This is a genomic window from Pararhizobium sp. LjRoot238, assembly GCF_964252955.1.
Lineage (GTDB): Bacteria > Pseudomonadota > Alphaproteobacteria > Rhizobiales > Rhizobiaceae > Pararhizobium.
In genome coordinates, this window is the sequence record NZ_CAXUPP020000001.1 from 256075 (window position 1) to 270799 (window position 14725).

Sequence of the window (14725 nt, forward strand, 5' to 3'; positions counted from 1 at the left end):
CGATTCCGTTTAAAGACGCGGGTTCCTGCGGACACCCACATTTGATATCGCGGCTCTACGACGAGCCGCGGGAACGAAGGCCTTCAGCGTGACACAACTGCCAGTCAATACCATGCCGGCGACTCCCCTTCTCGATCAGGTGACCTATCCCGACGATCTGAGGAAGATCGACGACAAGGACCTGCCGCAACTGGCAACGGAACTGCGCGCCGAAATGGTCGATGCGGTGTCGCGCACCGGCGGACATCTGGGCGCAGGCCTTGGCGTGGTCGAGCTGACGATCGCCATCCACAAGGTCTTCGACACGCCGTATGACCGGCTGATCTTCGATGTCGGCCACCAGTGTTATCCGCACAAGATCCTGACCGGCCGCCGCGACCGTATCCGCACGCTGCGCCAGGAAAACGGCCTTTCCGGCTTCACCCGCCGCGCCGAAAGCGAATACGATCCCTTCGGCGCCGCCCATTCCTCGACCTCCATCTCCGCCGGCCTCGGCATGGCGGTTGCGGCCGATCTCTCCGGCGAGCCGCGCAATGTCATTGCCGTCATCGGCGACGGCGCCATGTCGGCGGGCATGGCTTATGAGGCGCTGAACAATGCCGGTGCGCTCGATGCGAGGCTGATCGTCATCCTCAATGACAACGACATGTCGATCGCCCGGCCGACCGGCGCGATGAGCGCCTATCTGGCGCGCCTCGCCTCCGGCCGCACCTATATGGGCTTCCGCGAGCTCGGCAAGAAGCTGACGGCCTATCTCGGCAAGTCGGTGGACCGGGCGATCACCCGCGCGGTCGAGCATGCGCGCGGCTACGTGACCGGCGGCACGCTGTTCGAGGAAATGGGCTTCTATCATATCGGCCCGATCGACGGTCACTCCTTCGATCATCTGCTGCCGGTGCTGCGCAATGTGCGCGACAATTCCAAGGGTCCGGTGCTGATCCACGTGGTGACGCAGAAGGGCAAGGGCTATCCGCCGGCGGAGGCTGCCGCCGATAAGTATCACGGTGTCAACACCTTCGACGTCATCACCGGCGCGCAGGCCAAGGCCAAGCCGAATGCCCCCGCCTATACCTCTGTCTTTGCCGAAGCTCTGACGCAGGAAGCAGGCTACGACGACAAGATCGTTGCCGTCACCGCCGCCATGCCCTCCGGCACCGGCCTCGACAAATTCTCAGCTGCCCATCCCTCCCGCTGCTTCGACGTCGGCATTGCCGAACAGCATGCGGTGACCTTTGCGGCTGGTCTCGCTTCCGAGGGCTACAAGCCGTTTGCCGCGCTGTATTCGACCTTCCTGCAGCGTGGCTATGACCAGGTGGTGCACGATGTGGCGATCCAGGGCTTGGCCGTTCGCTTCCCGATCGACCGTGCTGGTTTCGTCGGAGCCGACGGGCCGACGCATGCGGGGTCGTTCGATACGACCTATCTCGCGACCCTACCCGGCTTCGTCGTCATGGCGGCGGCCGACGAGGCGGAACTGAAGCACATGGTGCGCACCGCAGCCGCCTATGATCAGGGGCCGATCTCGTTCCGCTATCCGCGCGGCGAAGGCATCGGCGTCGAGATGCCCGAGCGCGGCCAGATTCTCGAGATCGGCAAGGGCCGGGTGATGAAGCAGGGCTCCAAGGTAGCGCTGCTCTCCTTCGGGACACGCCTTGCCGATTGTCTGCTTGCCGCCGAAGACCTCGATGCCGCCGGCCTTTCGACGACGGTCGTCGATGCGCGCTTTGCCAAGCCGCTCGATCAAGACCTGATCCGCCAGCTTGCCCGCCATCACGAAGTGCTGATCACCATCGAGGAGGGTGCCGTCGGCGGCTTCGGCAGCCATGTGCTGCAATTCCTCGCGCATGAGGGTCTGCTCGACAATGGCCTGAAAATCCGGCCCATGGTTCTGCCGGATATCTGGATGGAACAGGCGAAGCCCGAGGCCATGTATGCCAAGGCCGGCCTCGACCGCGCCGGCATCGTCTCGACGGTGTTCCGCGCGCTCGGCCAAAAGGAAATCGGCGTCGAGGCGACAGGCTGACGGCCCACTCCGGCACCGAGACCACCCTGACCTGCCGCGCAAGGCCCTGCTATCCGGCATTATTTGCCGTTAAACAGCCCATAAGCCTTGCCATACCGGCCTCGACGCGCCATGACGGGCCATGTCAAACGAACCCAAAACAACCGTCCGCCTCGACCAGCTGCTCTTGAACCTGGGGCTTGTCGCCAGCCGTTCGCGCGCCCGCGATGCGATCCAGCGCGGCACCGTCACCGTCAATGGCCGCACGGTCACCAAGCCAAGCTCCACCTTTCCCGAGGACGTGACGATCGGCATCGACGATCCGGTCCAGGCCTATGTTTCGCGCGCGGCGCTGAAGCTGAAGGCGGGTCTGGAACATTTCAAGCTGTCGCCGGAGGGGCTGGACTGCCTCGACATCGGCGCCTCGACCGGTGGCTTTACCGAAATCCTGCTGCACAACGGCGCGGCGCATGTGATTTCGATCGACGTCGGCCATGGTCAATTCCATCCGCGGCTGGAGGCCGATCCGCGCGTTACCAATATCGAAGGGCTGAACGCCCGCGTGCTGGACGAGGACCATCTCGACGGCCATGCCATTTCCTTCGTCGTCTCCGACGTCTCGTTCATCTCGCTGAAGCTTGCCCTGCCGCCGGCGCTTGATCTCGCCGAGCCCGGCGCCCACTGCATCCTGCTCGTCAAGCCGCAATTCGAGGCCGGCCGCGAGGCCGTCAGCAAGGCGGGCCTGCTCAAGGATCCGGACAGCGCCCCCGCCGTCGCTGCCGAACTGGAGCGCTGGCTCATCGAGGACATGGGCTGGGAAAGTCTCGGCCTTATCCCCTCCCCGATCTCCGGCGGCGACGGCAACGAGGAATATCTTCTGGCCGGTCGCAAGCCCATGGACGATGACGCCCCCTTGGACGAAGAACTATGAGTACCGAGACGCTGACCATCGAGAAGCTCGGCACGTCCGGCGACGGCGTGACCCGCGGCCCGTTCGGGCCGGTCTATGTGTCCTTCACGCTGCCGGGTGAAACGGTGGCACTGGCGGTCAACAAGGACAGGGGCACGGTGATGTCCATGTCCGATCTCTCGCCGGATCGCGTTTCGCCGAAGTGCCGGCATTTCGGACCGGACGGCGAAAACGGCGCCTGCGGCGGTTGCAGCCTGCAGCATGCCAGCGACAGCCTCTACCAGGATTTCAAGCGGCAGCTGGTCGTCGATGCGCTGAAATCGAAGGCGCTGCAGGCAGAGGTGGCGCCCTTGGTGCTTGCCCATCCCGGCGAACGCCGGCGCACGGTGTTCACGGCACGGCGCACCGAGAAGGAACTGCTGCTCGGCTACAATCAGGCCGAAAGCCACCACATCGTCTCGATTTCCGAATGTCCCATCGCAAGCCCCGGCATCGTGTCGCGGCTTGCAATCATCCGGACGATCGCCAATGCCATGGCCGTCAACGCCGAGCCCTTTCGCATCACCGTGCTTGAAACCCTCTCCGGCCTCGATCTTGCCTTCGAAGGCATCAAGGCGATGGACGATCGGCAGCGGCGCATGGCAATCGAAACCGTTCTCGGCCAAAGGGGTGTTGCCCGTCTCAGCCTCAACGGCGAAATCCTGGTCGAGCCGGTCAAGCCCGTCATCGATTTCGGCGGCGTTTCGGTCTCGCCGCCCCCCGGAAGCTTCACCCAGGCGACAAAGCCCGCCGAAGAGGCGATGGCAGACCTGGTGATGGCGCATCTCGGCAAGGCCAAGCGCGTCGCCGATCTCTTTGCCGGTTCCGGTACCTTCTCGCTGCGCATTGCAAGGAAAGCCCGCGTCCATGCGGTCGAGGGCGAAGACAAGGCACTGAAGGCGCTTGATTTCGCAGCCCGCAACACGCAAGGCCTGAAGCCGGTCACGGTCGAGAAACGCGACCTCTTCCGCCGGCCAATGATGGCCTCGGAACTGAAGATCTACGACGCCATCGTCTTCGACCCGCCACGCGCCGGCGCCGAAGTTCTGGCCAAGGAAATCGCCCGCTCCGGCGTGAAGAAGGTTGTTGCCGTCTCCTGCAATCCGGTGACATTGGTGCGCGACCTGCGCATCCTCGTCGATGCCGGCTATCGCATCACCTCGGTTACGCCGATCGACCAGTTCCTCTGGTCGTCGCATGTGGAAGTGGTGGCGACGCTGGAGAAATGATGGGCGCTTCCCCGTCGTCGGTCGCAAAAAATCAAATTGTGCGACCGACCTTCGTGAAAGTTCTTTTCGGCATTCTGACGCCGATCTAGTTCCGGCCTCCGAGCGCAAGGCGGCATGCCAGACCGGCAAATACTGTGGCGAGAAGGTACTGCGGCACCTTCTTGAACCGCCCGATTTCCCCTACCCTTGTGCGGATGTGACCGCTCAGAAGGATCACGGCGCCGTTTACCAGAAAGCCGATACTGTTCAACACGGTTGCGAGAACAAATGCCTGCAGGATCATTGATCCCGCTTCCGGTTTCATGAATTGCGGGAACAATGCAAGCACGAACAACGCCATCTTGGGATTGAGCAGGTTTGTCGCCAGACCCTCACCAAAAATTCTCTTCGTGGATAGCCGTGCCAAATCTGCAGATGGCGAAAAGCCGGAACCTTCCGATCGGATCGTTTTCCAAGCCAGATAAAGAAGATAGGCGCAACCTGCCCAGCGGATGAGGTCATAGGCAACAGGCACAGCCAGGAAGAGTTGAGAAAGCCCCAGCGCCGCCGCCAGAGCATGGCAGTAGGTCCCGAGCGCGATGCCCGCATAGGTTAGAAACCCTGCCGCCCGCCCTTGACATATGCTCCGGGAAGCAATGAGGAGCATGTCGGGTCCGGGCGTGGCAGTAAGCACCACGGATGCGGCGGCAAAAATGATGATCGTGGAGAAATCCGGCATATCGTTTTCCTTCGAGTTGGCCGGAACTCTCGATTACCAAGATTCCTTTTTTTATCAAGACCACACCGGACGATATCGCCAGTTTCGCGATCAAAGCTCCGATTTGCGAGATCGAAAAAAGAGCCCGGCTTCTCGGAAGCAGGGCTTTTCTTCATTAACTGATCTGCCGCACCTGTCAGGCTGCGCGGCGACCGTAAGCCGGCTGCCGTGCAACAGGTGCCACCTGGCTGCCACCCAGGTTGAACTGCGAGAGCAGCTCGTTGAGCGCCGCGGCTTCGGAAGCAAGACCATGGCTTGCAGCGGTCTGTTCCTCAACCATGGCGGCGTTCTGCTGGGTGCCCTGGTCCATGGTGTTGACGGCCGTGTTGATTTCCTGAAGGCCGGTCGATTGTTCGCGGGTGGCCGTCACGATCGCGCTGATATGGGTGTTGATCTCCTGGACTTCCGAGACGATCGCCTGCAGCGACTGGCCGGTCTCTCCGACGAGCGTCACGCCGGCGCGAACCTGCTGACCGGAGGTGGTGATCAGCGCCTTGATCTCCTTGGCCGCGTTGGCCGAGCGCTGGGCGAGTTCACGCACTTCCTGGGCAACGACGGCAAAGCCCTTGCCTGCGTCGCCGGCGCGGGCGGCCTCGACGCCGGCGTTCAGCGCCAGCAGGTTAGTCTGGAAAGCGATATCGTCGATGACGCCGATGATGTTGCTGATCTCGCCGGACGATTTTTCGATACCCTGCATGGCGTTGACGGCGTTTCGGACGACTTCGCCGGACTTTTCGGCGCCGGCGCGGGTGCGGGCAACCAGTTGGCCGACTTCCTCGGCGCGACGGGCGCTATCCTTGACTGTCGTGGTGATTTCCTCGAGTGCCGCGGCGGTTTCCTCGACGGAGGCGGCCTGCTGTTCGGTGCGTCGGGCGAGATCGTCGGCCGCATGGCGGATTTCGCTGGCGCCGGCATCGATCGCCCGGGCGTTGGTTCCGACGGCCTGGAGGGCATGGTGCAGCTTGGCGACGGAATTGTTGAAGTCGGCGCGCAGGCGGTCGAGGTGCGAGACGAAGGGGATGTTGATGCGGTAGCCGAGGTCACCGTCGGCAAGGCGTCCGAGCCCGGTCGCCAGCGCTTCGACGGCCTGCTGGATATCGGCCGTTTCCTTCGCCTTCAGGGCTTCGCGCTCGCGGCGCTCCTGTTCCGAAAGCGAACGGCCGGATTCGGCTTCGCTTTCGAGGCGCACGCGCTCGATGGCATTGGTGCGGAAGACAGCGACGGCGGCGGCCATGGAGCCGATCTGGTCGCGACGTTCCTGGCCGGGGATTTCCGCCTTCAGGTCACCGGCAGCGAGCCGTTCCATCGCTCCCGTCATATCGGTGACCGGGCGGATAACGAGGCGGCTGAGCAGCGTGGCAAGGAAGCAAATCATCACGCCGACGGCAAGGAGCGTGGCAATCGTGGCGGCGATCCGGAACTGGCCGATGGCGGAATAGGCGACATCGGCATCGATCGCAAAACCGACATACCATTCGACCGAGGGCAGGCCCGCGACCGGCACGAAGCTGACGAGCATAGGCTTGCCATCAAGCTCGGTTTGCGTGATCGAAGAACCGATAGACGGTGTGGCCGCCGGGAAGGCATCGGCAAGCGTCTTGGTGACGAGCTTTGCGTCCGGGTGAACGAGGATCTGGCCCGACTTATTGACGAGGAAGGCAAAACCTTCGCCGCCGACATCGACGGACTTGATCATGTCGACGAGGGTCTTGAGCGAAAAATCGCTGCCGGCGATGCCAAACAGCTTGCCATCGCGCTTGACCGGAACCGCTGCGCTGATGATGAGGTCGCCGCTCGATGCGTCGATATAGGGATCGGTAAGCACGCTGGTATCGGCTTTGGCGGCCTGCTGATACCACGGGCGCTGGCGCGGGTCATATCCTGCCGGGAGGGGCAGATCCGGCCAGCTGGTGAATTTGCCTGTCTCGTCGCCGACATAGGTGCTGAGGAATTCCTTCTCCAGAACACCGTTCTTGAGTGCACCGACGAGGCCGGCCTGATCGGCGGCGCTGCCGGCAGCGTTGGCGGCCATGGCGGTCAAGGTGACGCGGCCGTTCAGCCAATTGGCAACGCTCTGGGCGGCCTGCTTGCCGGAGGACGCGATGTTCTCCTCGACGGCCCGTGTCGTCACGGCGTGCTGGAGACTGTCGATGTAAACGGAGAAGCCGGCGAAGGCGGCGACAACAACAAGGGACGCGGCGATGAGGATGCGCGTCATCAGATTCGATCTTTTGGACAAGGCAGGCTTCCTTATTGCAGTTCGGATTTTCCCCCAAGGGGCGCGAGTGGCTGCGCAAACGGGATCGCCCGCCGGCGCTGTGGTGCACGGGGCCGCTCCTGGGTTTGCGAGAATGAAGACATGCCCGGAAGGGCGAAGACGGCGCGCGTCATGCGGCCTGGGTGGGGCCGGATATGCCGCCCCTGATCGCCAGACCATAGCCGGACGCACTTAAGGCAGCGTTAAAATTCCATGGCCTGAAACGCCGGGTTTCCGAGGGCTTTCCGACTATTCGGCCGCCTGCCGCAAAGCCGAAAGCAAGGCCGGTTTTTTCAGTCCCCAAGCGGTCGCCAGATGCATCGATGAAGAAATACCGGCATCGAGCATGAAGGGGCCTGGCGTATCCGCTTTCACCCGCGAGGCGGGTCTCGGTTTCAACGGCGTTCCGTGCCCCATGCCCTCGATCAGGTAGAATTCGACCGCGACCTTTCCGGAAGCAGTCTTCCAGACACGGCGGATATGACCGTCCACCTCGCTCTGCATGAAGGCATCGCGTTCGAGCCCGTGCACATCGAGCCACTGCTCAAGCAACGCCTCGGCATTCGAAAGCGAGACGGTGTGGTCCCGCGTCCCGTGCCAGATGGAGACCACGGGAAAGTCGCGATTGACAGGCGATGCGGCACGCACGAGATTGCCCCATTCCTGCGGCGTCCGCTCCGGCGCATTCTTCATGGCGGCAAGCGCCCGGTGCACGTCGCGGGCCGCACCATAGGGCAGGCCGGCAATGATGCCACCGGCACGAAACACCTCGGGATAGGCGGCCAGCATCGCCGCAGTCATGGCGCCGCCCGCCGAGAGGCCGGTGATGAACACCTGCTTGCGGTCGATACCGTGCGTCGCCACCATCTTGGCGACCATCTGGCGGATCGACATCACCTCACCGCGGTCGCGGGCGACGTTGCTTGGACGAAACCAGTTGAAACAGAGATTGTGGTTGTTGGAGTGGGTCTGCTCGGCATAGGCAACAGCAAAACCGCGCTCGCGCGCCAGGACCGACCAGCCGCTGCCGCGGTCATAGGCTTCGGCCGTCTGGTGGCAGCCATGCAGGACGACGACGAGCGGCGACTTCTTCGGCAGGTTCGCCGGCACATATTTCAGCATGCGCAGACGGCCCGGATTGCTGCCGAACGCCTTTACTTCCTCAAGCTTTCCAACCGATCGTGGTTTTATTGCTGGCGGAGCCGGCACCGGTGCCGGTACCGAAGTAGCAGAAACAAGAGCCTTGCGCGTGACCTTGACGGCCTTGGCGAGGGTCCTTTCCCATCGCCGGTGCTGCCTCAGCATATCGGAGAGGGAAAGCTTGAATCGAGACCGCATGGACGAATCCTTGGTTTGCCGGCACGCCTCCCATGCCGAAACTCCTCCACGCAACAGGCTGCAATATGGGTCTGATCTCGCCATCCGGCAAGGCAGGCCGGCAGAGAATCGCCTCCGACCAATCGTCGCGCGTTAGTCAGCGGCGCATGAAAGCCTCGAAGGCGGCGCGTGCTTCGGCACTCTTCAGTTGCGCGGAAAAGTGTTTCGCCTCTTCTTCGATGCGCGCGAGCACGTCGGACCGGTCGCCACGGATCAACCGGCGGGCGATGCGCAGGGCTTCCGGCGGTTTCCTGGCGAGGTTCGCGGCGAGCGCCAGCACCTCCTCCTCGATCGCGCCGGCACCGGTGATCTTCCAGATCAGGCCGGCTTCCTGCGCTTCCTCGGCCGTAAAGGGCTCGCCCGCGGCCAGAAGCGCAAAGGCGCGCTGGTGGCCAGCAATGCGCGGAACGATCAGGCTGGAGGCTGCCTCCGGCACCAGCGCCAGATCGACGAAGGGCGTCCTGAACACCGAGCGCTCCGAGGCGATCGTCAGGTCGCAGTGGAGGTGAATAGTGGCGCCGATGCCGATCGCCAGACCATCGACACCAGAAACGACGGGCTTGGCAGCGCCCGCCAGCGCGCGCAGGAAGTCGAGCACCTCCTGCCCCATGGTTCCGCCCATGGCAAAGGCCATGAAATCGGCCATGTCGTTGCCGGCCGAAAAACAGCCCTCGGTTCCGAGAAAGGCGGTAACGCGGATGGCGTCATCGGTGCCGGCAACGGTGAGCGCATTGGCCATCTTGGCGTACATCGCCCTTGTGATGGCATTCTTCTTCGCCGGTCGGTTGAACCGGATGACCTGAACGCCGGGGTAGTCTTGCGGCCGCTCGATCAGAACGTCATCGGTCATGGCAGTCTCCTTCAGGACCAAGGGTTCAGGCCCGGTTGTTCAGACAAGTGCGATGCGGGCGGCGGCAAGGCTTGCCGCGCCGTTGACGATACTGTTCTTGAGCGCCGCCGTTTCGGACAACAGGTTCTCGGCGGCAAAACGGCAAAGCGCGATGCGAGCATCGCGGCCGCCGTCGCCCGCCTCCGCCAGCCCGCCCTTGGCGAGGTAGACGCCGGTCAGCGTCAGGCCGAAGAGGCGCTGGTAGGCGGTCGCGCCGGCAAGCGTCTCGGCCGATTTGCCTTCGGCCAGACGGGCGAGCAGCCACTCGGTCGTCTCTTCAAGATCGGCGATCGCGTCCTCCAGTCGGCTGCCGGTCTCGCCGAAATCGGCGAGGTTGGATGCGCCCACTTCTTCCGCAACGGCCTTCAATTCAGCGATGAAGCCGCGGACATGGCCACCATCCGACAAAGGCAGCTTGCGGGTAACGAGATCGATGGCCTGAATACCGTTGGTGCCCTCGTAGATCGGGGCAATCCGGGCGTCGCGCAGATAGCGTGCTGCTCCGGTCTCTTCGATGAAGCCCATGCCGCCATGGATCTGGATGCCCATGGAAGCGACATCGACACCGACATCGGTGCCGAAGGACTTGGCGATCGGCGTCAGGAGGCTGGAGCGCTCCTGCCAATAGCGGGCAGCATCACCCTCGGAAACATGCGCCCGATCGACGGCGCGGGCGCACGCGAATGCGATGGCGCGGGCGCCCTGGGTCAGTGCCTTCATGGTCAGCAGCGTGCGGGCAATATCTGGATGTTCGATGATCGGGCTCATGCCCGTTCCCTTCCAGCCCGGCGCCTTGCCCTGGGTGCGTTCGCGCGCATAGGCCAGCGCGTGCTGGGTCGCAGCATCAGCCATCGCCACCCCTTGGATGCCAACGGCAAGGCGGGCATTGTTCATCATCGTGAACATGCAGTTGAGACCCTTGTTCTCTTCGCCGACGAGATAACCGATGGCGCCCTTCTCGTCACCGAACTTGCCGTCGCCATAGACCATGGTGCAGGTCGGCGAGGCATGGATGCCGAGCTTGTGTTCGAGCGAATGGCAGAACAGATCGTTGCGGGCGCCGAGCGAGCCGTCCTCATTGACGAGAAATTTCGGCACGAGGAACAGCGAGATGCCGCGCGTGCCTTCCGGTGCGCCGGCGATCCGCGCCAGCACCAGATGAACGATGTTGTCGGTCATCTCGTGTTCGCCCCAGGTGATGAAGATCTTCTGGCCGAAAATGCGGTAGGTGCCGTCGTCGCGGCGCTCGGCGCGGGTCTTCAACACACCGAGGTCGGAGCCGGCATGGGGCTCGGTCAGGTTCATCGTGCCGGTCCATTCGCCGGAAATCATCTTGGCGAGGAACACGGATTTGAGCGCATCGGACCCGTGCTTCTCCAGCGCGTCGACGGCGCCCATGGTCAGCATCGGCGCCAGCGCGAAGGCCATGGAGCCGGCATTCCAGAATTCCATCGCGGCGATATGCAGCATGTGCGGCAGGCCCTGGCCGCCGAACTCCTCCGGTGCCGTCAGGCTGTTCCAGCCGCCCGCGGCCCAGTTGCGGTAGAGATCACGCCAGCCATCCGGCGCCCTGACCTTGCCGTCGATCAGCCTCGAGCCCTGCTTGTCGCCGATATCGGCAAGCGGCGCCACCTCTTCATTGGCGAAACGGCCTGCTTCACCGAGGATCGCATCGACCAGATCCTCGTCCAGATCGCCGAAAACGCCTTCGGCCAGGTCCTCGCTGAGGCCCGCCACGTGCTTGAGCGTGAACAAAACGTCGTCCACCGGTGCCTTGTACATATCGTCTCCTCCCGCAGTCACATGACAGCATTGCCGTCCAGCAGTCCAGCAATGGAATATTCGTCGGTTCGAGAAATTATTGATTTTTACGTAAACGTCAATATTCGATTGGATGGATCGTTATTTCTGCTCACGGTTGGCGCTGTAACAAAACTGTCATGAAACCCGAATAAAGCGAAGTCTGGCCTCCTCCCGGGATCACGCCGCATGAATCTCATCTCCTCGGAAATCCCAGGCCTCGTCTGGGGCTACCGTTTTCTGCCGGGCGAAAGCCGCTGCCTGCGGATCGCCACCGATTCCTCCATCGACGCGCTGATGGAAGGCGAAGGGTGGGTCTGGCTGCATCTGGCGCTGAGCGATGCCCGCACCCCTGCCCTGATCGAGCGCATCACCACCCTGCCACAGAGCGCGCTTTCGACGCTGGCCAGCCATGACACGCAGGCGGCCGTGACCGTCTCCGACGACATGATCTATGGCACGCTGGTCGATTTCGAGCGCACCTTCGACGCCGTGACGAAAACCATCGGCTGGCTGCATTTCGCCGTGACCGAAAAGATCATCATCACCACGCGTCTGCATCCGCTGCGCAGCATCGACCGGGTCAAGGTCGCCGTCGAGAAGAACGCCCGCTGCGCCCGGCCCATCGATCTGTTCGAAATGATGGTGGTCGAGTTCCAGCGCACCCTGATCAGCCTCGTGCTGGAGTTGACCGAAGACCTCAACGAAATCGAGGACGACGTCTATGGCGAGGCGGGCCACAACCACCAGCCGCGCCTCGCGCCGCTGCGGCGAACGGCCGTGCGCCTGCACCGGCATCTGCGCACGCTGCTGGCCTTGTTGCGGCGCGCCGGAACATCGGAAGAGGATGAAGTACCACCGGGCTTCATCGACGTGGCGGAGCGCCTGTCAGACCGGCTGGAATCCGTCGACCGTGACGTTTTTGCGCTGCAGGAACGCGCCCGCCTGCTGCATGAAGAAATCGACAGCAAACTTTCCTCGGAAACCAACCGCCATCTCTACATCCTGTCGCTGATGACGGCCTTCCTGCTGCCGCCGACGCTGGTCACCGGTTTCTTCGGCATGAACACCAGCAGCCTGCCCTTTGCCGACGGCGTGCACGGCACATTGCTCGCCGGGCTGTTCATCCTGCTTTCAATGGGCTTTGCCTGGACGATCCTCAAGCGGATCGGAATTCTTTGAAAGCCACAAAAAAGCCGGAGACAACGTCTCCGGCCAGTTGGTGCTTCAAGAAGCCAACATCAATAGGGCGAAATGCACTGCTGGCGCGGGCCGCCATAGGGCTGATAGGTGTTGTCGTAGGCGCGGTAGCTGCGGTAGCGGGCATAGCACCATTCGACATGGCTGCCGCCGTAGCGCACAGGCGGCTGTGCGATTGCCCCGCCGATGATCGCGCCGGCTGCGAAGGCACCGAGCGGGAACCAATATCCGTTATATTGGCGGTAGCCGGGCCGGTAATAGGTATAGCCGCGGTGACCGTTGTAATAGTAGTAGCCGCCACGGCGATAATAGCCATGCCCGTCATACCTGCCATAGTCACCGCGTCGGCGATAGTACTGGGCTGCCTCGACATCGCTTGCGCGCTCTGCCTTCAGAGGCACGGGGACCGAAGTGAAAGCCTGCGATGGAGTGAAGGACGTGGCCAGCAATACGGCCGAAAGCGCGAGCGACGCCACTCTTGAACTAAAAACACCCATGGGTTTCTCCATTCGATTATTATCTGACAAGATTGCCTAGCCGTCGAAAACGGTCCGCAGCCGGTTTTGTTCCGCGGACCGCCATAGCTAATCATTTTCGCAGAATTCGCGATAGACTTGTTTATCTTTCGTTAACCATGATTTAGCACTCTCTTGTGATGGAAACGCGCCGGAACATCAGCCTGGGCCTGTTTTTCCGCCTCGCCGTCTTTCTCGGTGTCGCGTTGGTCTCCGGCGGAGTCCAGGCGCGAGATGTCACTCCTTGGAAATCGCCCGACAACGCACTGGTCATCGACGCCTACGAGATGAACATCATCGACTGGGACGAAATGATGAAGAACAAGCGCATCACCGGCTTCATTTCCAAGGCCTCGGACGGGCTGCCCGAGAGCTTCGCCTGCACCGGCAAGCACGGCGGCGATACCGTCGCCCACTGCAAGACGATGTGGCGCAAATATGCCGTCAGCCGCGAACTCTATCAGACACGGCGGCTCATTGCCCGCGCAAACGGGCTGCTCTGGGGGGCCTACCACCTCGCCCGGCCCGGTAACCCGATCGACCAGGCCAATCATTTCCTCGATTATGCCGAACCTGGCGATGACGAGCTGATGGCAATCGACATCGAAGGCATCGACGCCGAAAAATACATGTCGCTTGTGGATGCCGGCATCTTCGCCGGGCACATAAAGACCCGCACCGGGCGCTACCCGATGCTCTACACCAACCATGCGACAGCCAAATACATCGCTGCCAACCGCGACCGTTTCCCGATCCTGTCACGCCTGCCACTCTGGTACGCCCGCTACAAGCCGCGCATCCGCAATGTCTTCCCGATGGGAAACTGGCACAGCTACGCGCTCTGGCAGTTCTCGTCGGCGGCAAACTGCGGCAGGCGGCGCTGCCCCTACCGCGTCGCCGGAACCCTGACCGACATCGACGTCAACGTGGCAGCGATGAATGCCAAGGCATTGAAAGCCGTCTGGGCGAAAGGCGAGCTTCTCCCCGCAAAACCGCTCGACAAACCGCTGCTGATCGCCAGCGGCAAAGGCCGCATTTCCGCCGGCGCAGGCATCGGCGTCGATCTCACGTTGACGGGATCAATTCGCAGTGTCGGATGCGGGCGATTTTCTGTTCCAGCCGCATGTCCAACGTGGCGGCGCGAGGCTCACTGGTATCGGTGAGCGATAAGCGGCGGTCGTTTCCGCCGCCGCTCGCTTGATACTATACCGCCGCCGGGGCGCCGCGCTGGCTTGGCCGGCCATACGGCAAAGGCGCAGCCATCACCGCCGCTACTGCATAATTCTTAAATCGGAATCGATTTAAGGAATTATGCAGCAGATCAAAGTGTTACAGCGACCTTTGCGCGTCTGGACAGACGCGCGGCGCTGTATGTCGGTCTCAAGGCACGCGACAACAAATGCATGACGCCACCGCCGCCGCCGGCGTCATGCGGTTGAACGCGCGCCTGCAGGAAGAGACAGTCGTAACGCTCGCCTCGCTTGAGCGGCCATTCGCTTTCCAGGAAATCAAGGGCTTCGTGGACGCTGCCGAAGGTGCGCTCCAAATCAGATCGTTCAAGGGGAGTTTTGGCCAATTCCGACCAGCCGGGATCAGATACTCGACGGCCCCTCCCTACGCAGGAAGGGGCCAAAGGCATACGTTCTGAAATCGCCGCAAGGTACTCGCCCTCGCACATGCAATTCTACTAGATAAGCACACGCTAACAAGTAACGTTTTTTGACCTTCGTGCCGCGTGCGTTACCGAAGA

The 14725-nt window shown here is 62.5% G+C and carries 11 protein-coding genes; 5 read left to right on the plus strand and 6 right to left on the minus strand.

The window, feature by feature from the left end; all coding sequences use genetic code 11:
- Window positions 1–112: 112 nt before the first annotated feature.
- The 3 genes from dxs to ACSQ3F_RS01425 all read left to right on the plus strand — a co-directional run bounded on the left by dxs (window position 113) and on the right by ACSQ3F_RS01425 (window position 4180).
- A complete protein-coding gene (gene dxs / locus ACSQ3F_RS01415) occupies window positions 113–2023 on the plus strand; it encodes a 1-deoxy-D-xylulose-5-phosphate synthase (RefSeq protein ID WP_436102010.1) in 1911 nt (636 codons plus the stop codon).
- A 121-nt stretch (window positions 2024–2144) separates the two neighbouring features.
- Complete coding sequence (locus ACSQ3F_RS01420) at window positions 2145–2933, plus strand: TlyA family RNA methyltransferase (RefSeq protein WP_436098571.1); 789 nt, start codon at window positions 2145–2147, stop codon at window positions 2931–2933.
- Window positions 2930–4180, plus strand: coding sequence for a class I SAM-dependent RNA methyltransferase (locus ACSQ3F_RS01425; protein ID WP_436098572.1), 1251 nt, complete (start codon window positions 2930–2932; stop codon window positions 4178–4180). Before ACSQ3F_RS01420 ends, ACSQ3F_RS01425 begins: the two co-directional genes overlap by 4 nt.
- An 85-nt stretch (window positions 4181–4265) precedes the next feature.
- Here the strand turns inward: ACSQ3F_RS01425 and ACSQ3F_RS01430 are convergent, their stop codons facing one another.
- The 5 genes from ACSQ3F_RS01430 to ACSQ3F_RS01450 all read right to left on the minus strand — a co-directional run bounded on the left by ACSQ3F_RS01430 (window position 4266) and on the right by ACSQ3F_RS01450 (window position 11242).
- Window positions 4266–4898, minus strand: coding sequence for a LysE family translocator (locus ACSQ3F_RS01430; RefSeq protein WP_436098573.1), 633 nt, complete (start codon window positions 4896–4898; stop codon window positions 4266–4268).
- A 175-nt stretch (window positions 4899–5073) separates the two neighbouring features.
- The gene (mcpU, locus tag ACSQ3F_RS01435; RefSeq protein ID WP_436098574.1) at window positions 5074–7176 is read right to left on the minus strand and encodes a methyl-accepting chemotaxis protein McpU; all 2103 of its coding nucleotides are present in this window, start codon (window positions 7174–7176) and stop codon (window positions 5074–5076) included.
- Window positions 7177–7443: 267 nt separating this feature from the next.
- Complete coding sequence (locus tag ACSQ3F_RS01440) at window positions 7444–8532, minus strand: extracellular catalytic domain type 1 short-chain-length polyhydroxyalkanoate depolymerase (RefSeq protein ID WP_436098575.1); 1089 nt, start codon at window positions 8530–8532, stop codon at window positions 7444–7446.
- Between the two features lie 136 nt (window positions 8533–8668).
- Window positions 8669–9421: a crotonase/enoyl-CoA hydratase family protein gene (locus tag ACSQ3F_RS01445; RefSeq protein WP_436098576.1), complete on the minus strand. Its 753-nt coding sequence runs from the start codon at window positions 9419–9421 to the stop codon at window positions 8669–8671.
- Between the two features lie 39 nt (window positions 9422–9460).
- Complete coding sequence (locus tag ACSQ3F_RS01450; RefSeq protein WP_436098577.1) at window positions 9461–11242, minus strand: acyl-CoA dehydrogenase; 1782 nt, start codon at window positions 11240–11242, stop codon at window positions 9461–9463.
- Window positions 11243–11449: 207 nt separating this feature from the next.
- On the opposite strand from ACSQ3F_RS01450, the gene ACSQ3F_RS01455 reads away from it, so the two are divergent.
- Complete coding sequence (locus ACSQ3F_RS01455) at window positions 11450–12442, plus strand: transporter (RefSeq protein ID WP_436098578.1); 993 nt, start codon at window positions 11450–11452, stop codon at window positions 12440–12442.
- A 59-nt stretch (window positions 12443–12501) separates the two neighbouring features.
- Here the strand turns inward: ACSQ3F_RS01455 and ACSQ3F_RS01460 are convergent, their stop codons facing one another.
- Window positions 12502–12957, minus strand: a complete 456-nt coding sequence (locus ACSQ3F_RS01460) for a BA14K family protein (protein WP_436098579.1) — start codon at window positions 12955–12957, stop codon at window positions 12502–12504.
- Window positions 12958–13115: 158 nt separating this feature from the next.
- Between ACSQ3F_RS01460 and ACSQ3F_RS01465 the strand changes: the two genes are divergently transcribed.
- The gene (locus ACSQ3F_RS01465) at window positions 13116–14138 is read left to right on the plus strand and encodes a glycoside hydrolase family 25 protein (protein WP_436098580.1); all 1023 of its coding nucleotides are present in this window, start codon (window positions 13116–13118) and stop codon (window positions 14136–14138) included.
- The last annotated feature ends 587 nt before the right edge of the window (window positions 14139–14725 follow it).

Excerpts from the sequence above, each read along its gene's own strand:
- ACSQ3F_RS01440 (WP_436098575.1), bottom strand. The coding sequence starts at position 8,532 with ATGCGGTCTCGATTCAAGCTTTCCCTCTCCGATATGCTGAGGCAGCAC.
- ACSQ3F_RS01460 (WP_436098579.1), bottom strand. The coding sequence starts at position 12,957 with ATGGGTGTTTTTAGTTCAAGAGTGGCGTCGCTCGCGCTTTCGGCCGTA.
- ACSQ3F_RS01455 (WP_436098578.1), top strand. The coding sequence starts at position 11,450 with ATGAATCTCATCTCCTCGGAAATCCCAGGCCTCGTCTGGGGCTACCGT.
- ACSQ3F_RS01430 (WP_436098573.1), bottom strand. The coding sequence starts at position 4,898 with ATGCCGGATTTCTCCACGATCATCATTTTTGCCGCCGCATCCGTGGTG.
- ACSQ3F_RS01425 (WP_436098572.1), top strand. The coding sequence starts at position 2,930 with ATGAGTACCGAGACGCTGACCATCGAGAAGCTCGGCACGTCCGGCGAC.
- ACSQ3F_RS01465 (WP_436098580.1), top strand. The coding sequence starts at position 13,116 with ATGGAAACGCGCCGGAACATCAGCCTGGGCCTGTTTTTCCGCCTCGCC.
- dxs (WP_436102010.1), top strand. The coding sequence starts at position 113 with ATGCCGGCGACTCCCCTTCTCGATCAGGTGACCTATCCCGACGATCTG.
- ACSQ3F_RS01450 (WP_436098577.1), bottom strand. The coding sequence starts at position 11,242 with ATGTACAAGGCACCGGTGGACGACGTTTTGTTCACGCTCAAGCACGTG.
- ACSQ3F_RS01420 (WP_436098571.1), top strand. The coding sequence starts at position 2,145 with ATGTCAAACGAACCCAAAACAACCGTCCGCCTCGACCAGCTGCTCTTG.
- ACSQ3F_RS01445 (WP_436098576.1), bottom strand. The coding sequence starts at position 9,421 with ATGACCGATGACGTTCTGATCGAGCGGCCGCAAGACTACCCCGGCGTT.